This is a genomic window from Bradyrhizobium sp. 6(2017) (assembly GCF_011058295.2).
Classification (GTDB): Bacteria; Pseudomonadota; Alphaproteobacteria; order Rhizobiales; family Xanthobacteraceae; genus Bradyrhizobium; species Bradyrhizobium septentrionale.
On the sequence record NZ_CP049289.2, the window covers coordinates 7,893,770 to 7,912,815 of the forward strand.

General features: G+C 64.9%; 18 protein-coding genes. 3 read left to right on the forward strand and 15 right to left on the reverse strand.

The genetic code is table 11. The annotated features are described in order from the left end of the window. Nucleotides 1-37: 37 nt before the first annotated feature. The 11 genes from G6P99_RS37505 to G6P99_RS37555 all read right to left on the reverse strand — a co-directional run bounded on the left by G6P99_RS37505 (nt 38) and on the right by G6P99_RS37555 (nt 11,300). A complete protein-coding gene (locus tag G6P99_RS37505) occupies nt 38-739 on the reverse strand; it encodes an SDR family NAD(P)-dependent oxidoreductase (protein ID WP_029080399.1) in 702 nt (233 codons plus the stop codon). Between the two features lie 39 nt (nt 740-778). Further along, on the reverse strand, nt 779-1,585 hold the full coding sequence (locus G6P99_RS37510; RefSeq protein ID WP_029080400.1) for a glutathione S-transferase: 807 nt from the start codon (nt 1,583-1,585) through the stop codon (nt 779-781). Between the two features lie 27 nt (nt 1,586-1,612). Beyond that, nucleotides 1,613-2,773: an iron-containing alcohol dehydrogenase gene (locus G6P99_RS37515; protein ID WP_029080401.1), complete on the reverse strand. Its 1,161-nt coding sequence runs from the start codon at nt 2,771-2,773 to the stop codon at nt 1,613-1,615. 41 nt (nt 2,774-2,814) lie between these two features. Then, nucleotides 2,815-3,588 (reverse strand): enoyl-CoA hydratase-related protein, encoded by a 774-nt coding sequence (locus G6P99_RS37520; RefSeq protein ID WP_029080402.1) that lies wholly within the window; start codon nt 3,586-3,588, stop codon nt 2,815-2,817. A gap of 12 nt (nt 3,589-3,600) precedes the next feature. After that, the gene (locus G6P99_RS37525) at nt 3,601-4,611 is read right to left on the reverse strand and encodes an NAD(P)H-dependent flavin oxidoreductase (protein ID WP_029080403.1); all 1,011 of its coding nucleotides are present in this window, start codon (nt 4,609-4,611) and stop codon (nt 3,601-3,603) included. Nucleotides 4,612-4,633: 22 nt separating this feature from the next. After that, entirely contained in the window at nt 4,634-5,821 is a 1,188-nt protein-coding gene (locus G6P99_RS37530; protein ID WP_029080404.1) for an acetyl-CoA C-acyltransferase, read from the reverse strand. Between the two features lie 16 nt (nt 5,822-5,837). Further along, nucleotides 5,838-6,968 carry an acyl-CoA dehydrogenase family protein gene (locus G6P99_RS37535; RefSeq protein ID WP_029080405.1) on the reverse strand — a complete coding sequence of 377 codons (1,131 nt, stop codon included), beginning with the start codon at nt 6,966-6,968 and terminating at the stop codon, nt 5,838-5,840. 83 nt (nt 6,969-7,051) lie between these two features. Continuing rightward, the gene (locus tag G6P99_RS37540; RefSeq protein WP_029080406.1) at nt 7,052-8,233 is read right to left on the reverse strand and encodes an acyl-CoA dehydrogenase family protein; all 1,182 of its coding nucleotides are present in this window, start codon (nt 8,231-8,233) and stop codon (nt 7,052-7,054) included. Between the two features lie 12 nt (nt 8,234-8,245). Beyond that, nucleotides 8,246-8,983 carry an SDR family oxidoreductase gene (locus tag G6P99_RS37545; protein WP_029080407.1) on the reverse strand — a complete coding sequence of 246 codons (738 nt, stop codon included), beginning with the start codon at nt 8,981-8,983 and terminating at the stop codon, nt 8,246-8,248. Nucleotides 8,984-9,049: 66 nt separating this feature from the next. After that, on the reverse strand, nt 9,050-10,603 hold the full coding sequence (locus G6P99_RS37550; RefSeq protein WP_245284633.1) for a class I adenylate-forming enzyme family protein: 1,554 nt from the start codon (nt 10,601-10,603) through the stop codon (nt 9,050-9,052). Between the two features lie 58 nt (nt 10,604-10,661). After that, the gene (locus tag G6P99_RS37555; protein ID WP_029080409.1) at nt 10,662-11,300 is read right to left on the reverse strand and encodes a 2-hydroxychromene-2-carboxylate isomerase; all 639 of its coding nucleotides are present in this window, start codon (nt 11,298-11,300) and stop codon (nt 10,662-10,664) included. Between the two features lie 208 nt (nt 11,301-11,508). Here G6P99_RS37555 and G6P99_RS37560 point away from each other — a divergent pair, with 208 nt between their 5' ends. Continuing rightward, entirely contained in the window at nt 11,509-12,021 is a 513-nt protein-coding gene (locus tag G6P99_RS37560; protein ID WP_165125731.1) for a winged helix-turn-helix transcriptional regulator, read from the forward strand. Between the two features lie 51 nt (nt 12,022-12,072). Here the strand turns inward: G6P99_RS37560 and G6P99_RS37565 are convergent, their stop codons facing one another. The 3 genes from G6P99_RS37565 to G6P99_RS37575 all read right to left on the reverse strand — a co-directional run bounded on the left by G6P99_RS37565 (nt 12,073) and on the right by G6P99_RS37575 (nt 16,501). After that, nucleotides 12,073-12,948 (reverse strand): PhzF family phenazine biosynthesis protein, encoded by an 876-nt coding sequence (locus G6P99_RS37565; RefSeq protein WP_029080411.1) that lies wholly within the window; start codon nt 12,946-12,948, stop codon nt 12,073-12,075. Between the two features lie 18 nt (nt 12,949-12,966). Then, nucleotides 12,967-14,010 carry an alpha/beta fold hydrolase gene (locus tag G6P99_RS37570; protein ID WP_029080412.1) on the reverse strand — a complete coding sequence of 348 codons (1,044 nt, stop codon included), beginning with the start codon at nt 14,008-14,010 and terminating at the stop codon, nt 12,967-12,969. A gap of 169 nt (nt 14,011-14,179) precedes the next feature. Continuing rightward, on the reverse strand, nt 14,180-16,501 hold the full coding sequence (locus G6P99_RS37575) for a molybdopterin guanine dinucleotide-containing S/N-oxide reductase (protein ID WP_165125734.1): 2,322 nt from the start codon (nt 16,499-16,501) through the stop codon (nt 14,180-14,182). A 419-nt stretch (nt 16,502-16,920) separates the two neighbouring features. Here G6P99_RS37575 and G6P99_RS37580 point away from each other — a divergent pair, with 419 nt between their 5' ends. Both G6P99_RS37580 and G6P99_RS37585 read left to right on the forward strand, forming a co-directional pair. After that, on the forward strand, nt 16,921-17,580 hold the full coding sequence (locus G6P99_RS37580; protein WP_029080414.1) for a hypothetical protein: 660 nt from the start codon (nt 16,921-16,923) through the stop codon (nt 17,578-17,580). A 26-nt stretch (nt 17,581-17,606) separates the two neighbouring features. Then, the gene (locus G6P99_RS37585) at nt 17,607-17,837 is read left to right on the forward strand and encodes an HGGxSTG domain-containing protein (RefSeq protein ID WP_305728188.1); all 231 of its coding nucleotides are present in this window, start codon (nt 17,607-17,609) and stop codon (nt 17,835-17,837) included. A 28-nt stretch (nt 17,838-17,865) separates the two neighbouring features. Here G6P99_RS37585 and G6P99_RS37590 read toward each other — a convergent pair whose 3' ends face one another. Continuing rightward, nucleotides 17,866-19,041: an amino acid ABC transporter substrate-binding protein gene (locus tag G6P99_RS37590; RefSeq protein ID WP_165125737.1), complete on the reverse strand. Its 1,176-nt coding sequence runs from the start codon at nt 19,039-19,041 to the stop codon at nt 17,866-17,868. Between the last annotated feature and the right edge of the window lie 5 nt (nt 19,042-19,046).

The following is a 19,046-nucleotide window of genomic DNA, read 5'->3' on the forward strand; positions in this document are numbered from 1 at the left end:
TATGAATTAGCCGGCTCTTGCGACCGCAGCGTCGGGCCTACCAGGCCTCGCCGAACGGCCTGATCTCGACATTGAACGACCACGCGCTGCGATCCTGGTGCGCGACGTGCCAGATCTCGTCAGCGATCGCTTTCGGTTTGATGAAGAAGTCGTCCGGCCGTTCCGGCCAGCGCTTCCGCGTCCACTCCAGATCGATCACCGCATCAATGACGACGTAGGCGACGTGAACGCCTTGCGGCCCGAGGTCGCGCGCCATCGCTTCGGCGAGAATCCGCTGCGCCGCCTTGGTCGGCGCGAAGCCTGCGAAGCCGGCCTTGCCGCGCAACGCCGAGGTGTTGCCGGTCGCCACAATGGCGCCCTTGCCGGCACCGATCATCGCCGGGGTGAACCGCCGCGCCAGATACAACAGCCCCATCGTGTTGACCTGGAAGTTGCGATTGAGAATCTGCGGATCGATCTCGCGGAATGTGCCGAACGCGCCGCCGACGGCGTTGTGGATCACGACGCCGGGATTGCCGAGATCGCGCTCCACGGCGGAGGCCACCGCCTCGACCTGCGCGGGGTCGGACACGTCGCATCGATAGGCCTTTGCGCCCGGCAGCTGCTTTTCGAGCGCGGCGAGGCGCTCCTCGTTCCTGGCGAGCAGCGCGACGCGATAGCCGCCTTCGGCGAACCTCCTGGCGAGCGCCGAGCCCGTGCCGGGTCCCACGCCGGAGATCAAACAAACAGGTGCGGTCATACGATCAACCCTCCGCGTTGCGGCCAACAGGTTTCATGCTCAGCCGGCCGCCTTCGACCGCAGCTTCTCGACATAGGGCTTGAGCTCCGGCGCAAAATGCGCGTGCTCGAGCAGGCGGGCAAAGTGGGCGAACATCAGCGGATAGTCATCCTGCACGCCCGGGTGCAGGATTCGTTCCAACCCCTGCTTGCGCAATTGCTCGGCCCGCCCATGCTCGTTCATGAACAGCGCGAGCTCGGCGGCAAGGCAGATGTCGGCAATCGAGATGCCGGTTCCGACCAGCGTCTCGCGCCGTGGCGACAATGCCTGCTCGATCCCCGAGGCATAGATCGCAAACGCGTCCTTGGCGCGCGCGTGAATGGCCGCGTCGACCGTTCCGCCCGACAGAGCGAGCAGATAGATCTGCGTGTCCCGCGCGAACACCAGGCTGACATCGAGGAAGCTGTCGATCCTGGACGCTTCGAAGGCGTCACGCCCATAGAGGGCGAACTTCGCTTCGCCGAGCCGCGCCACCGCGCGCATGATGCTGTTCGATTCGAAGATCCCGACCTTGCCATCGGCGCCGAATGCGGCGGGCACATTGCCGAACGGCTGTGCCTCCATGAACGCGTCGGTCTTGAACAGCTGTGCGCCGGTCAGCCCGACCCGGCCGGTTCGCGCCAGCGACGACAGCGAGGCGCGTTCGTGCTCCGTCAGCGGATGGGCATCGTAATCCCACAGCCAGTCGCGCAATTCCTTGCCGGAGGCGCCCCGCACCTCGACATCGACGCCGCAGAACCGCGCCGCGATGGTTGCTTTCCAGACGCGCGGGTTCGGCAAGTAAGAGAATATACGCAGGTCAGCCATTGTGGACTGCTCCCGTTGCGACAAGCTTCAGGCGACGAGCTTCAGGATCTTGACGACATCGCCGGGCTCGCGGATCGGCTGCGGGTTGGCCCGGGTGAAGATCGACAGCATCGCGTTCTTGCCGATCAGCTCAAAACGGTCCTCGCCGACGCCGACATCAGCCAGCCGCCGCGGCAGCCCGAGCTCGGCGATAAAGCCGGCGAACGCATCGCTCGCGTCGCGCCCCGGCGCGCCGAGCGCGGCGGCGATCGTCTGCTGGGCGGCTTCCGTCGCGGGACGGTTGTAGCGCAGCACGCTCGGCATCATCACCGCGGTGCAGAAATAATGCGGAACGTCGCAGGTGCCGCCGAGGACATGGCCGATGGCGTGGCTTGCGCCCATCGGCACCCGCGATTGCAATCCGAAAGCGGACAGCCACGAGCCCAGCTGGCAATTCAGCCGCGCCGCCTCATCGTTGGGGTTATCCTTGGTGCGCAGCAGACCATCGTGCAGATAGCGCAGCCCCTGCTGGCACACCGCATCGACGAGCACGTTGGGACGGCTGGAGCAGATCGCCTCGATGCCGTGGTCCATCGCCCGGGTGCCGGAACCGAGCCAGAGTTTCTCCGGCGTGTATTTCGTGATCGCGGGATCGAGGATGATGCTGCGCGGCATCATCATCGGGTGGTTGAATATCTGCTTCAGCTTGCGGCTGGTGTCGGTGACCAGCGCGCCGGAATTGTACTCGCCCCCCGACAGCGTGCTGGGGATCGCGATCATCCGGACCTTCGGGTTGCGGAACGACCCGAAGCGGCGCTCCGGCGTGGTCTCGAAGCCGTCGAGCCCGGCAGCTTCGAAGATCTCGTGCTCCATGCACATCAGCACGATCTTCGCCGCATCGACCACCGAGCCGCCGCCGATGGCGACGACGAGATCCGCTTTGGCTTCGCTCGCCTGTCGCGCGATCTGCGTCACCACGTCCCGCGTCGTGTGCTGCGGTACGCCGTCAAAGGTCGCGGCATGGCGATCGCCGAGCGCTTTGCGGATCTTCTCGATCTCGTCGGTCGTGGTGTTCAGCGTCCGGCTGGCGATCAGATAGACGCGCTTGGCGCCGAGCCGTTCGGCCTCCTCGCGCAGCGCCTCGGCCGCCGGCCTGCCGTAGATCACGGATTCCATGCTGGGGTATTGGTGGCTGCCGACGACGTGCATGCTGTTCGCTCCCTCAATGTTTCCGTGAATTCCCGGCGATTTCAGGCCGACAGCTTGGAAAAGTCCGGCTGACGCCGTTCGGCGAACGCGGCAAAGGCTTCGCGCGCTTCCGGCGTCGTCAGCCGCTCCTTGAACAGCACGCCTTCCTCGGCGATCTGCGCCGCGATCCGCTGCTGCTCGCGCATCAGCTTCTTGGTCATGCTGAGCGAACCCGCCGGCCGTTTGGTCAGCGCGACCGCGGCGTCATGCGCTTTCTTGCGCAGATCGGCCTGCGGCACCACGGCATTGGCAAGGCCGGATGCCAGCGCGCCCTGCGCATCCATCGGCTCGCCAAGCGCAAACATCGCATAGGCGCGCGCGTGCCCGATCCGCAACGGCAGCAGCCAGCTGGATGCGGCTTCCGGAACCAGAGCGAGATTGACAAAGGGCGTGATCAGCCGCGCATTCTCGGCGAGATAGACCAGGTCGCAATGCAGCAGCATGGTGGTGCCGACGCCGACCGCATTGCCCTGCACCGCCGCGACGATCGGCTTGCCGACCTTGCTGATGGTTTCGATGAAAGTGTGGGCCGGACTGTCGACAATGCTTTCACCGCGCGCCTGGCTTGCGAAGTCAGCCAGATCATTGCCCGCGGTGAAGCTGTCGCCGTCGCCCTGGAACAGGATCACCCGGACAGAGGCATCCGCCTCCACCTGCTTGAGCGCCGCGGACATGACATTGTACATGGCGCCGGTCAGCGCGTTCTTCTTTTCCGGCCGCTGCAGCGTCAGCGTCATCACGCCGGCTGCGATCTCAACCTTGACATGCTCGGTCATGGCACTCTCCGGTTAGGCGACCGCACGGGCCGGCCTGGTTTCAAATTTGCCATCGAGGAAGCCGGTCAGCCGCTGCCGGATGATCGCTTCAGCCTCGGCCATGATGCGGTCGATCAGCTCCTTGACGGTCGGGATGTCGTTGATCAGCCCGACCACCATGCCGCAGCTCCAGGCGCCGGCATCCATCTCGCCGTCGATCATCACCTTGGGGTAGACGCCGGCGACCTGCTCGTGGATATCCTCGATCTTCAATTTGGCGCCCCTCTCGCGCTCGATCTCGAGCAGCTCATCGACGCCCTTGTTCTTCAGCACGCGCTCGGTATTGCGCAGCGCGCGCATCACCAGGCGGGTGTCGAGCTCGTCCGCATCGAGCAGCGCCTGCTTCACGTTGGGATGGACCGGCGCTTCCTTGGTGGCGATGAAGCGCGTGCCCATGTTCATGCCGGCAGCGCCCATCGAAAGCGCCGCGACGAGGCTGCGTGCATCCGCCATGCCACCCGAGGCCACGAAGGGGATCTTCAGTTCGTCTGCCGCGCGCGGCAGCAGGATCATGTTCGGAATGTCGTCCTCGCCGGGATGGCCGCCGCACTCGAAGCCATCGACGCTGACTGCGTCGCAGCCGATCTTCTCGGCCTTCAGCGAATGCCGCACCGAGGTGCATTTGTGGATCACCTTGATGCCGGCAGCCTTCAGCGCCGGCATGTATTGCTCCGGGCTGCGGCCCGCGGTCTCCACCGCCTTGACACCGCCCTCGCGGATCGCCGCGATATATTCCGGATAGGGCGGCGCGGTGAAGCTCGGCAGGAAGGTGAGGTTCACGCCGATCGGCTTGTCGGTCATGTCGCGGCAGCGCGCGATCTCCTTGGCCAGCAGCTCCGGCGTCTTTTGGGTAAGACCGGTGATGATGCCGAGGCCGCCGGCGTTGGACACCGCAGCCGCCATCTCGGCAAAGCCGACGTAGTGCATGCCACCCTGGATGATCGGATGCTGGATGCCGAACAGTTCAGTGATTGCTGTCTTCACAAGTTTCTCCCCGCGTTTCCGATCAGTGGACGATTTCGAACAGGCCGGCCGCGCCCATGCCGCCGCCGATGCACATGGTCACCACGCCGTATTTCGCCTTGCGCCGCCGGCCCTCGATCAGGAGGTGGCCGGTGAGCCGCGCGCCGGTCATGCCGTAGGGGTGGCCGATCGCGATCGAGCCGCCATTGACGTTCAGCCTATCCGGATCGATGCCGAGCTTGTCGCGGCAATAGATCACCTGCACCGCGTAGGCCTCGTTGAGCTCCCAGAGATCGATGTCGTCGATCTTGAGGTTGTGCCGCTTCAACAGCCGCGGGATCGCGGCGACCGGGCCGACGCCCATCTCGTCCGGCTCGACGCCGGCGGCGACGAAGCCGCGGAAGATGCCGAGCGGCTTCAGCCCCTTCTGCGCGGCGATCCTGTCGCTCATGATCACGCAGGCCGAGGCGCCGTCCGAAAGCTGGCTGGCATTGCCGGCGCTGATGGTCTTGCCCTCAAACACTGGTTTGATCTTGGCAAGTCCGTCCGCCGTGGTATCCGGCCGCGGACCTTCATCCTTGGCCAGCGTCACCTGCTGATAACTGACCTCCTTGGTGTCCTTGTTGACCACAGCCATTTTGGTCGTGAACGGCACGATCTCGTCGTTGAAACGGCCGCCCTGCAACGCGGCGCCGACGCGGCGCTGGCACTCCAGGCTGTATTCGTCCTGCTTGTCGCGGCCGATCCCATAGCGCTCGGCGACGACCTCGGCCGTCTCCAGCATCGACATGTACATCTCGGGCTTCATGGCCATCAGCTCGTCGTCGACGGCATGGAACCTGTTCATGTGCTCATTCTGCACCAGACTGATCGACTCGATGCCGCCGCCGATCGCGATCTCGACGCCGTCAAGCATCACCGAGCGCGCGGCAACCGCGATCGCCTGCAGGCCGGAGGCGCATTGCCGGTCGATGGTGGTGCCGGCAACGGTGACCGGAAGTCCCGCACGGATCGCGCCCTTGCGCGCGACGTTCATCACCATGGTGCCCTGCTGCATGGCGCAGCCCATCACCACGTCCTCGACCTCGCCGGGCGCAATGCCGGCGCGCTTCACCGCTTCGGCCATGACGTGGCCGGCCAGGGTCGGGCCGTCGGTGTTGTTGAGCGCGCCGCGATAGGCCTTGCCGACGCCGGTGCGCGCGGTGGAAACGATGACTGCATCCTGTGACATGCTTGCCTCTCTGGCTTCAGGCGACCGCCTCGAGCTGCGCGAAGCGCAGCACGTGATAGGCGGGATCGCCGAACTGGATGTTGATGGAGGAAATCCGCTTGAAGTAGTGGCCGACATTGAGCTCGTCGGTCATGCCCATGCCGCCGTGCAGTTGCACGGCCTGGTCCGCCACGAACTTGGCGGCATAGCCAATCTTGGACTTGGCGCCCGAGGCGAGCCGGGAAATGCCGGCCTCATTCTCGTTGAGGCTGAGGCTGAGATGCTGCATCAGCGACAGCGTCTCCTGATGCGCGATGAACATGTCGACCATCCGGTGCTGCAGCACCTGGAAGCTGCCGATCGTGACGCCGAACTGCTTGCGCGTCTTGGAGTAGTCCAGGGTCGCCGCGTTCAGCTCGCCGATCGCGCCGACCGTCTCGGCGCAGAGTGCGCCGATGGCCTGGTTGCGGCAGGTCTCAAGTGCCGTGACACCGCCGCCTTCGTTGCCGAGCAACTCTCCGCGCACGCCGCGCAGGCTGATCTCGGCCGCGCGGCGGCCGTCAATCGTCTTGAAGCTCTGCAGATCGAGATTGGCGGCGCGGCGATCGACCACGAACAGGCTGACGCCGTCGCGATCGTGACGATGGCCCGAGGTGCGGGCGGAGACGATCAGATAATCCGCCCAGGGCGCGGCCATCACCGCCGTCTTCTCGCCGGTGATGACATAGTCGCTGCCCTCCCGGCGCGCCGTCGTGGTGACGGTGGCGAGATCGAAGCGCGAACCCTTCTCAGTCCAGGCCAGCGCCCAGAGCTTTGACCCTGCGATGATGTCGGCGATGTAGGCCTGCTGCTGCGCATCGGAGCCCACTTGCTCGATCAGGCCGCCGGCCACCACGACCGTCTCGACGAACGGCTCGACCACGAGATGGCGGCCGAACTCCTGCATGATGATCATGGTCGACAGCGGCCCGCCGCCGAGCCCGCCGGCGGCTTCCGAGAACGGCGCCGCGAGCAGGCCGAGCTCGGCGAATTCTGCCCATTGCTTGCGGCCCAAACCTTCCTCGCTCGCGACGATCTTGCGGCGGGCGTCGAAATCATACTGGTCGCGCAGCAGCCGCTGGACGCTGGACCGCAACAACTCCTGCTCTTCCGTGAACTGGATATCCATCCGATCCTCTCGTGCCACTGTTGCTAAAGCGCGATGAGATGCGCATTAGCTGCTTGCTTGAGCATGATCTCCGCTTTTCCGGATCAGAGACCGAGCACCGCCTTGGCGATGATATTGCGCTGGATCTCGTTGGAGCCGCCGTAGATCGAGAGCTTGCGCGAGTTAAGATATTTCTCCGACGCCGTGTGGCCATAGTCCGGACCCGGCATGAAGTGATTGGCGCTGATTGGATGCTCGCGGATCGCAAGCCCGTAATTGCCGATCGCGCGGTGCGTCAGCTCGGTGATGTCCTGGAAGATCTCGGTGCCGCGGATCTTGAACAGCGATGCCGCCGGTCCCGGATCGATGCCGCGGGCCATCTGGGCGACAACGCGCAACTCGGTTGCCTCCAGCGCCAGCACGTCGAGCTCGACGCGGGCGATGTCCCTGATGAATTCGAGATGCGCCGGATCGTCTTCCGGGATCTCGGCCTTCACGATCTTCTTCAGCCGCTCGATATAGCGCGTCGAGCGGCCGATGCCGGCCATGCTGGTGCGCTCATTGCCGAGCAGGAACTTGGCGTAGGTCCAGCCCTTGTTTTCCTCGCCGATCAGGTTCTCGGCGGGGACGCGGACGTTTTCCAGGAAGACGTCGTTGACCTCGTGCGAGCCGTCGATGGTGATGATCGGGCGCACCGTCACGCCCGGCGACTTCATGTCGATCAAGAGGAATGAAATGCCGGACTGCGGCTTTGCCGTGGGATCGGTACGAACTAGGCAGAAGATCCAGTCGGCATGCTGCGCCAGCGTGGTCCAGGTCTTGTGCCCATTGACGATGTAGTGGTCGCCGTCTCGCACCGCCTTGGTGCGAACGGTGGCGAGGTCGGAGCCGGAGCCCGGCTCCGAATAGCCCTGGCACCACCAGTCCTCGCCGGAGAGAATGCGCGGCAAGAATTTTGCCTTCTGCGCCGCGTTGCCGAAGGTGTAGATGACCGGGCCGACCATGGTGACGCTGAACGCCAGCGGCGGCATCGTACCGGCGCGCGTCGTCTCCTGCTCGAAGATGAAGCGGCGGGTGATCGACCAGCCGGGACCGCCATATTCCTTGGGCCAGAGCGGCGCGATCCAGCCCTTCTCGTGCAGGATGCGATGCCACAGCAGCATCTGCTCCTTGGAGAGGTCGGTCTCCGGATTGGCGACGCGCATCTCCGCCGGATAATTGTCCTTGATGAAGGCGCGGACCTCGTCGCGAAACACCGCATCTTCAGGGGATAGCGCGAGCTCCATCGTACAGGCTCCCTACCACTTCTCGCCGAACGGCCGGATTTCCAGCTCAAACGTCCAGGCGCTCTTCGGCTGCTGGTAGAGCTGCCAGTAGGACGTGGCGACCGAGGCCGGCGGCATCAGCAGATCGGGATCGTCGAGCGCGTTCGGGCCGAGCGCCTCGATGCGGCGCTGCCGGACCCATTCGGTGTCGACGCCGGAATCGATGATCAGATGCGCGACATGGATGTTCTTCGGTCCGAGCTCTCGCGCCATCGCCTGCGCCACCGCGCGCAGGCCGAACTTGGCGCTGGCGAAGGCGGCATAACCGCTGCCGCCGCGCAACGACGCCGTCGCGCCGGTGAAGAAGATGTTGCCCTCGCCACGCGCCGTCATCAGCCGCGCCGCCTCGCGTCCCGCCAGGAAGCCGGAATAGCAGGCCATCTCCCAGACCTTGCGGAACACCCGCTCGGTGGTCTCCAGGATCGGGAAATTGACGTTGGCGCCGATGTTGAAGATGCAGACCTCGAGCGGCGCATGCTTGTCGGCGTCGTTGAGGAAGGAGATGATCTCCTCCTCCTTGCGCGCATCGAGCGAGCGGGCATGGATCTCGCCGCCGGCGGCCTCGATCTCCTTGACCAGCGGCGCCAGCTTGTCGCCGTTACGGCGGCCGGCGAAGACCGTAAAGCCTTCGGAAGCGAACTTCTTGGCGATCTCGCCGCCGATGAAATCACCGGCACCAATGACGGCAACCGTCTTGTTTCTCTTCTGCATGGTGGTCTCCGGTCTCTTGTTCGAGTGAACTGTTCTGCGGCGACGCGTCAGCGTCAGGCTTGTGAGCTAGGCTTGGCTGCGCAACGATTCCGCAAGCTTGTGCTTCAGGAGCTTGCCCGTCGACGTGGCGGGCAGAGCATCCATCAGGATAATCTCCGACGGACGCTTGTACGAGGTCAGTTGCGGGGCAACATGCGCCATCAGGTCCGCCACGGTGACGGTCGAGCCCTTGATCAGCTGCACGAAGGCGATGACCTCCTCATTGCCCTCGACCGCCCGGCCGACCACGGCGCACTGCACCACGGCGTCGTGCGTGCTCAGCACCGCCTCGATCTCGGCCGGATAAACGTTGAACCCGGAGCGGATGATCATCTCCTTGGTCCGCCCGACGATATAAAGGGCGCCATCCTGGAACCGGGCGAGATCGCCGGTATTGAACCAGCCGTCGGGATCGATCGCCTTGGCGGTCAGATCGGGGGCGCGGTAATAGCCGCGCATCACATTCGGACCGCGGACGTGAAGCTCTCCGACTTCGCCGTCGGCCACGGGCTTGAGATCGCGGCCGACCAGCCTTGCTTCCAGGCCCGGCATGACGGTGCCGACCGCGTGGTCGTCTCGCGGGCTGTCGGGCCGGACACCGGAGATGCCCGGCGAGCATTCGGTGATGCCGTAGCCATTGAGCAGCGACAGCCCGAGCTCCTGCTCGACCCGGGATTTGAGTTCGAGATCGAGCGGCGCGCCGGCCACCGAGATCACGCGCAACCGGCCGCGATCGAGCTTCGGCAGGCCGGCATTGCGGCGATATTCCAGCAGACGCTGATAAGTCGCGGGCACGCCGTTCAGGATCGTGATGCCCTCCTCGGCCATCGCCTTGACCAGCGCGGCCGGATCGTACTTGGCGACCAGGCGCACGGTGGCGCCGACCATCAAGGTCATCGTCAGCAGCGAGATGCCGACGATATGCGAGATCGGCAGCACGCAATACTGCACGTCGTCGGCCGCCATCTTGCGGAAGGCCGCGGTGCCCCGCGCGCTGAACAGCAGATTGCGATGGGTCAGCATCACGCCCTTTGGTGCGCCCGTGGTGCCGGAAGTATAGATCAGGACCGCGACCTGGTTTGCGCCATCGGCCTCGACCGGCTCGGCAACCGTTGCCAGATTCAGGCCCGTGACCGCGACGCCGCGGAGCGGACCGACATCCTGCACGGAAGCCTCATAGCGCGCGGCGTGCGTGGCCGCCTCTTGCGAGACGTCAGCAGTCAGCAGCACCCGGCGGGCGCCGCTGTGATCCCTGATCTGATCGAGCTCTCGCGGTGATAGCCGCGGATTGACCACGATCGACCAGACATCGAGCCGGCTCGCCGCCAGCAGCAGGCAGGCCAGCGGAATCGAATTCTCGCTCACGATCATCAGGCGGTCGCCGGCGCGGATGCCGAGTGCCTGCAAGGCTTCGGCGACGCGGCCGACCGTTCGATCGAGCTCGCGATAGCTCAGCCGCATCTTGTCGTCGACCAGCGCCAGATGATCCGGCGTCGCCGCGACGTGGTGATCGATCACCTCGTGGATGCGGTTCGGCAAGCCTTCCACACTTCCTTCAGCCACCTGCGTCGACGCCTGCACTGAAACCTCCCTGTCGCAGCCCTTCGGGCTTGATTTGTTGGCTTGAGGAATTTGCCGCTCAGGCGGTCTTGCGCTGCGGCGCAGCCAGCTGCGCGACGATCTCCTCCTCGACTTCGCGCAAGCGGTCCTTGCCGAAGAATATCTCGTCGCCGACAAAGAAGGTCGGCGAGCCGAACGAGCCGCGCGCCACGGCGTTGCTGGTGTTCTCGATCAGCTTTTTCTTCACCTCGTCCTGCTGGGCGCGGGCGATGATGCGGTCGATATCGACGCCGGAGGACAGGAACGCGTCGCGGAATACCTGCGGATCGTCCATCTTCTTGGGCTCGGACCACATGTGGTGATAGGCCGCGCGGAAATAGGGCTCGAACAGCCCCTCGAAATCGGCCGCAACGACGCCGCGCATCAGCATCAGCGTGTTGACCGGGAAGAACGGGTTCGACCTGAACGTCGTGATGTTATGGCGCCGCAGGAAGCGTTCGGTCTCGAGCGCGTTGTATTCCGGCTTGTTCTTGATGCCGCGCAGCGACTCGCCGGGCGACATGTTGCCGGTCGCCTTGTAGACGCCGCCGAGCAGCACCGGGACATAGTCGAACTTCACGCCGGTACGCTTCTCGATCGCCGGCAGCGCCAGTTCCGCGAGATAGGCGTTCGGACTTCCAAAATCGAAGTGGAATTCGACCTTGAGCGGAGCAGCCATGGAACGCCTTTCCCTTCGATTGTCGGCGGCCGTTTGCTCGGCCGGGTTGATCGTGGTCCGGACCATAAGTTCTATTTTAGAACTGTCAATATGATATTTGTCATCCTATAGCCGAACCATAGGCAGGTTCGAGGCATCCTATTGAAATGACGTTAGTTCTGTTTTAGAATTTTACTTCTGTTGCCGTCGCAGATCGCTGGAGACGCTGATGAAATGGGATACCCTCGAGGAGGAGCCGTGCTCGCTGGCCCGCACGGTCGCGGTGATCGGCGACCGCTGGAGCCTGTTGATCCTGCGCGAATGCTTCCTGCGCATCCGCAGGTTCGATGACTTTCAGGCGTCGCTCGGGATCACCCGCCATCTGCTCGCCGACCGGCTGAAGAAGCTGGTGCGCTTCGGCGTGCTGCGCAAGATTCCCTATCAGGAGGCGCCGAAGCGCTACGAATATATCCTGACCCAGAAGGGCCTCGACCTCTATCCGATCATCATGTCGATCGTGCACTGGGGCAACATCCACATGGTCGACGCGCGCGGCCGGCCGATGCTGCACGAACACAAGACCTGCAATAAGATGTTCGACCCCGTCATGGTCTGTTCGGAATGCGGCGAGCCGCTGAGCGCGAAGGACGTCCACGTCCACCCGGGCCCCGGCGCGCGAAAGTCCTCACCCGTGCACGCAAGGGCGCAGGAGCGGGCCAGACGGGTCGCTGAATCGACCTAGCCTTTGCAGAACCGGCGCTATGCACGGCTGATGCACGCCGCTCATTTCATCTTATCGCGACGGCACAGCCATCAATGCGACGTCGCCGCCAAGCAGGCAGCCGACCGGCCGGCCGCCGGCGAAGCCGATGCGGACACGGATCTCCGACAGGCGCCCCATCGCCCTGCCCTGCAGGATTCGAATCTCGTCGTCATCAGGTGTGATCAGGCCGTAATCGAGCAAGCCGAACGCCAGCGCCGCAGCCGCGATGCCGGTTGCGGCGTCCTCGCGATAACCGGATGAGCGCGGGAATTGCCGTGCCTCGAACAGGCGCGCCGCGCGGTCGACCACTGCGAATGGATAGAGCCCGGTCGATCCGATCCTCCCGCAGACCGCCTCGACGTCCCCGACCTCGGGATCGAGCGCGTTCAGCGCATCGGGAGAGCGCATCGGGATCAGTGTCTTGATCCGCGATGTCACGGCATTGCAGGGCGTTCCGTCACCGATCGCATCCGGCCCGACCGCGAGCGCCCGGAGCACGTCGTCGCATTGCTCGGCGCTGAGCGGAACGGCCTTTCCGGCCGGCTGGGTGATCTCGACACGGGGCTCGCCGTTACGATCCCGGCTGATGAAGCCGGCGACGGGACCGCTCCGCGTCGATATCCGGATCGTATCGCCCGGCAGTCGTCCCTGGCGTGCAAGCAACCAGAGCGCACCGATGGTGGCATGGCCGCACATTTCCATTTCGTGGTTCGGAACGAAGAAGCGGAACGTCGCGTCGAAATCATCGCTCTCCGCCGGCAACACGAAGCCGGATTCATGACCATGGCGGCGGGCAACATCCTGCATGTCGGATGCGCTCAGGCCCCTGGCATCGACCACGATCGGACAGGGATTGCCTCCCTCACCATCCACCGTGAACACGCTGACCAGCTCGACTGTCGTCATGATGCCATCCCCAAGCTGCTACTTGACCAGCGCCGTGCCGGTCTCCGGATGCTGCAACCAGCCGAGCAGCGCCTCGTGGAAGCGCGCCGGCGCCTGGATCTGCGGCGAATGGCCGAGATCGGGGAATTCGATCAGCTGCGCATGCGGAATCCGCTTCGCGGCTTCCTTGCCCAGCACCGGATAATTGCCGAGCGTCTTGCGGATCTCGGGCGGCGCGGTGTCCTTGCCGATCGCGGTGGTGTCCTTGTCGCCGACAAACAGCAGGGTCGGCGGCTTGATCTGCTCGAATTCGTAGAACACCGGCTGGGTCGCGATCATGTCGTAGAGCCGCGCCGAGCTCGACGCCACGGCGGCGCGGCCCGGGCCGCGATACATACCGGCCAGCATCTGCACCCACGTCTCGTAGGACGGATCCCAGGTGTCGGCGTAATAGGTGGCGCGCTCATAGGCGCGGATGCCGTCGGCGGTGACGCGCGTCTCACGCTGCATCCAGCCGTCGAGGCTGAGCCACGGCACGCCCTTGGCCTTCCAGTCCTCAAGCCCGATCGGATCGACCAGCACCAAGCGGTCGGTGGCGTCCGGGTACATCAGCGCGTAGCGCATCGCCAGCATGCCGCCGGTGGAGTGGCCGACCATGATCGAGTGTTCGATCCCAAGCGAAGCCAGCAGCGCACGGCTGTTGCCGGCCAGCTGCTGGAAGGTGAACTGGTAGCGTTCCGGCTTGGAGGATTTGCAGAAGCCGATCTGATCCAGCGCGATCACGCGATAGCCGGCGCCGCTGAGCGCCTTGATGGTGCCGTCCCAGGTGGCGGCACAGAAATTCTTGCCGTGCAGCAGCACCGCAGTCTGCCCGTTCGGCGTCGCCGGCTTGACGTCGAGATAGGCCATGTCGAGCTCCTGCCCCTGCGAGCTGAAGCGATAATGCTCGACCGGATAGGGATAGTCGAAGCCCTGCAACTCCGGCCCATAGGCCGGCTCGGCGGCCGATTGCGCTGACGCGCTGGACGCGCCGAGCACAACGGTCGCAGCGACGGCAAGGTGAAACAGGGCTCTCAGGTGCATCTCTCAAGGTCCGCTAATCAGGGGCGATCCGTGATGCCGTAGCCGAACGCATGGGCGCCAGCCAGCGCTACAGCGATGATTTGTTCGTGATCGGCTCTGAGGCGCTTCGATTCTTTGTTTTGAGCATGATCTTCTCGGAAAACCGCTTCGCACTTTTCCGGATCATGCTCTACGCCGGATCGAACGCCCGGATCGGGGGCAGATTGCCGTTGAAACGCTCGACTTCGACGGTCGTGAGCTGCCCGGTGCAGCCCTGCGCGAAAGATGACGTGCCGATGTCACGCGTCAGCACGTTCGGATTGCCGTGAACGCAGAGCGGCGCTTCCTCCTCGGGGTCCATCGGGTCGTACCAGGCGCCGGTCGGCAGCTGCACCACGCCGGGCGCAATGCCGTCGGTGACATGCACCGCGGCAAGGCAGGCGCCGCGCGCGTTGAAAATGCGGATGATGTCGCCGTCGGCAATGCCGCGCGTCTTCGCGTCGCGCGGGTTCATGCGCGCGACCTCGCGGCCGCGATGCTTGGCCTCCAGCGAGTGACCACCGAAGTCGAGCTGGCTGTGCAGACGCGTCACCGGCTGGTTGGCGACAAGGAAGCACGGCGAGCCTGGCTTCGGCGTATCGGTCTTCTCGAGCCAGACCGGATGGCCCGGACAATCTGCATCGCCGTGGTCGGCGATCTTCTGCGAGAAGATCTCGATGCGGCCGCTTCGCGTCGGCAGCGGCCGCGCGACCGGGTCCTCGCGGAAACGGCGCAGCGTGCCGCCATCGTCGAGATGTTGCGGCACGACCAGGCTGCCGCGCTGCCAGAATTCCTCGAAGCTCGGCGCCTCGAGCCCGCGCCCGGCGAGCGCCTTGCGGGTCGGCTCGTAGAGATAGGCCAGCCATTGCCGCGACGTACGCCCCTCGGTGAAGGGCTCGCGGGCCCCTAACCGCTCGGCGAGATCGGCAAAGATGTCGTAGTCGTCGCGCGCGAGGCCGAACGGCTCGGCGATCCGGTGCATGGCAACCATCAAGGGATCGTTGGTGGAATAGCCGATGTCCTCGCGCTCGAGCGTCATCGTCGAGGGCAGCACGATGTCGGCGTGACGCGCCGTCCCGGTCCAGGCGAGCTCGTGCACCACCAGCGTGTCGAGCCGTGCAAAAGCCTTGCGCAGGCGGTTGAGGTCCTGGTGATGGTGGAACGGATTGCCGCCCGCCCAGTAGACGAGGCGGATATCCGGATAGGTTCGCGTCTCGCCATTGTAGCGATAGGTGGTGCCGGGATTGAGCAGCATGTCGGCGATGCGCGCCACCGGAATGAAGTCGGCGATGCCGTTGCGGCCCTGCCCGAGCGTCGGTCCGGGCACCGCGTTGACGCGACGGCCGTAATAGCCGATCGCGCCGAGCGAATAGGCATAGCCGCCGCCGGGCAGCCCGATCTGGCCGAGGGCCGCCGCCAGCACCATGCCCATCCACACCGGCTGCTCGCCATGCTCGGCGCGCTGCAGCGAGTGCGACACGGTGATCAGCGCGCGCCGGCCGGCGAGCCGCCGCGCGAGCGTCCGGATGGTGTCGGCGTCGATGCCGCAGATCGCCGCGGCCCATTCGGCGTTCTTGGCCCGGCCGTCGCTCTCGCCCGTCAGATAGCGCAGGAACACCGGCCAGCCCTCGGTGTAGCGATTGAGGAACGCCTGATCGTGCAGGCCCTCGCTGACCAGGGTGTGGACGATGCCGAGCATCAGCGCGGTGTCGGTGCCCGGCACCGCCGTCATCCATTCGGCGCCGGCCTCGACGGGGAGATCGTCGCGCAGCGGGCTGACCAGGACGAACGCGCAGCCGCGCCGGTGCGCCGCCTCCATCGCACCGCGCTCGACGTGCTTGCTGATCGAGCCGCCCGCCACCATCGAGTTCTTCAGCGCCATGCCGCCGAATGCCAGCACGATGTCGGTCTCGGAGGCGATCTGTTCCCAGGTGACGTTGCGCTTGGTGATGTCCTCGTAGCCGGTAAGAATCTGCGGCAGCAGCACCGAGGACGCGCCCGAGGAATAGGTGTTCACCGAGCGGACATAGCCGCCGAGTGCGACGTTGAGGAAACGGTGCACCTGGCTCTGCGCGTGGTGGAAGCGGCCCGCGCTCGACCAGCCATAGGAGCCGCCGAACACCGCGCCGGGGCCGATCGTGTCGCGGATCCGCGTCAGCTCGCCGCCGAGCAGATCGAGCGCCTGCTCCCAGCTGACCGAGACGAATTCATCGCGGCCGCGGCGATCGTCGGGCCCAGGCCCGCGCTCGAGCCAGCCGCGGCGGATCGCCGGTTGCGCAATGCGCGCCTGGTGGCGCAACGCGCCGGGGAAATTGTTGATGATGCGGTTCGGATCGGGATCGCCGCCATAGGGCCTGACTTCGAGCCCCGCCTTGCCGAACCGCGCCGAAAACACGCCCCAGTGCGAGGTGTGCGGCTTGAAACCATCGGACAAATCGAGGCCTGGATCGGGGTAGCCAATGGTTTCGCTCATCGAGTGTCCTTCATCCGCAGCCGGCCCCCGGGCCGCGCCTGTGCCGCAACGTTCCGGCCAGTATAATGATCCAATCGGCGCGCGGTACCCGCTATCAGAGATGTCGCACCGCACCGTGCCGGCATGACTGCGGGTGGCGGCGGAACTCCCCGCCGGGGCCGCGCTGCCAAAATATCGAAAACAACCCCATGCAAAGGAGCCGGCGGGGCCGGCGTTCGACAAGGCAACTTGACACGTCGGGCAACTCAGGGATATTTTTCCAATATTCCGAAATCGTGTCAGCGCCCCCTCGCCTCCCAATAGCGGGCTCGCCGGCTGCGATTGCGGCCGAAAATCCTCCCCCACAATTGAAATTGCACCGGCTGCCGCAGCGAGCGATCGCCTGCGCGCTTGCCGCGCGCGTGCCAGGGACTATCGACATGACGACTGCACCTGAAATCACCGGGCCGACGATGGTCGCCGTAGCCGACCAGACCCACGCTGCCGCAACGCCGCGGATAAAACTCTCGCCGCGTGGATTCTCCATCGACCACCCTGACCCGAAGCTCGGCGAACAGCTCATGGCGAACGCACTGGGGGTCGCCGATCGCGACGCGATGGAGGGCATCCTGCGGCAATTGGTCAAGGCCAGCGTGAACGGCGGCAAGGCCTGCGAGGTCAACCTCGCTTTCATGATCTCGATGGTGAAGAGCATTCGCCCACGGGATTCCGTCGAGGCCATGCTGGTGGCGCAGATGGTTTCGGTTCACGTGATGGCGATGCGATGCGCGCAACACCTCGCGCATGCTGACGACCTCGCCCAGCACGACAGCGCCGCGCGCGCGTTGGGCAGGCTCGCCCGCACGTTTCCCGCCCAGATCGAGGCGCTGAACCGCTACCGGAGCCATGGCGAGCCCGCCATCACCGTGCAGAACGTGAAGGTGGAGGACGGCGGCAACGCCATCGTCGGCAACGTCACCCAGCACGCCAGCGTGATCGTATCAGACAAGACCCCGGCATCCGCGGCGCGGGCACTGAGGCCCGCGGGCGCCAGGCGACGGCATGATTCCGCCGATGCCAGGCAGGACGCACAGGCATGAGCGATCACATCAGAACCACCGGCCCGATGCTGGCGAGCCCGCGCTGTGGCGCCAAAACCCGCACCAGTGGTGCGTGCCGCGCGCCGGCGGTGCACGGCAAGACGCGCTGCCGCATGCACGGCGGCGCACCGGGATCCGGCGCACCAAGGGCAAACCGGAACGCGCGCAAGCACGGCCGGTTCAGCAGAGATGCTATCGCCGAGCGAAGGCAGATTCGGGCGTTGTTGGGTGAGGCGCGGAGGCTGTTGGAGGGATGAAGTGATTAGTTGCGGTTACGGTGCACTCTCAAAAACTGTCAGCATAAGGGAAACGAAGCCGTCCGGAGGTGAAGCCGGATGGCGATACTACAATTTGCCTCGATCCATTCCGGAATTGCTCAACGTCGTGGCCCGATATTCCTTGGAACTGGACTTGGAGCACGCGCGGATGCGGCCATTCACCCTTCCGGCCGAATTGGACGTCCCCCATGACCGTGTCGAAGGTCGCACTCCGTGCGTAGGCCGAGAGCCTGATATCGTCGAAACCACCGGCCGCTTCGACAGCCTGCGCTACTACCTGCATCTGGGCGTAAGCGAGCGGCGCCATGTAATGGCCCAAGGGATCGACACCCGCGCCGCCAGCTCGCGCCTGGTAGGTATTCAGGAATCGCTGAACCCCGGGGAACATCATCTTGGGAACCGGTTGCCAGTATTCGTAGTTCACGAAACCGTTGAGCAACGGGCCGAGCGTGGTCTTCACCACTGTGTTCTGTGGGCCGATCATGCCAGCGCCGACCATCTTTGGGCGAAACGCGTGCGCGTGGATGGCGCGCACGAGGCCGATCGAGTCATCGAGGTATGAACAGAGAAACAGAAGGTCGCAGTCGCTCTTGGCAACGGCGTCGATGACGGGCGTGAAATTCTCCGTCGTCAGCGGGTAAGTCGCTTCATGGACGACACGGAAGCCGTGCTTGGCCGCATTGGCTTTTGCGCCAAGGATGGGGTTGCGGGAGAATTCCGCATCAGCCGAGACCAACGCTACGGTCAATGGTCGAGGCATCTGCGCCGCGCCAAGCTCGAAAAATCCCTCGGTCAACGCGGCGTTCGGATCCGGCCCGGTTGGGATCATCGCGAAGTAGTTGGGATAGGCGAGCGCGTTGTTAACGCCGAGGCCCATCAGACCAACGAAGAACCGCTGCCGCTCCATGATGAGCGGCATTGCTGGCAATATCGTGTTGGTGCCGTAACCGCCGATGACGAGATCGACCTTGTCCTCGTCCATCAACTGCTTGTAGAGGCCGGGAACGAGCGACGCATCGGCGTAGTCGTCGTAGCAGATGAGTTCGACGGGTCTACGAAGCAATCCGCCCCGGCGGTTGATATCCTCCCGCCAAATCTCATGAGCAAGCTGCGCCGACCGGCTGTTGCCCGCAACTGGGCCGGTCAGCGACAAGCAATAGCCGATACGGATCGGGGTGGACACGTTTG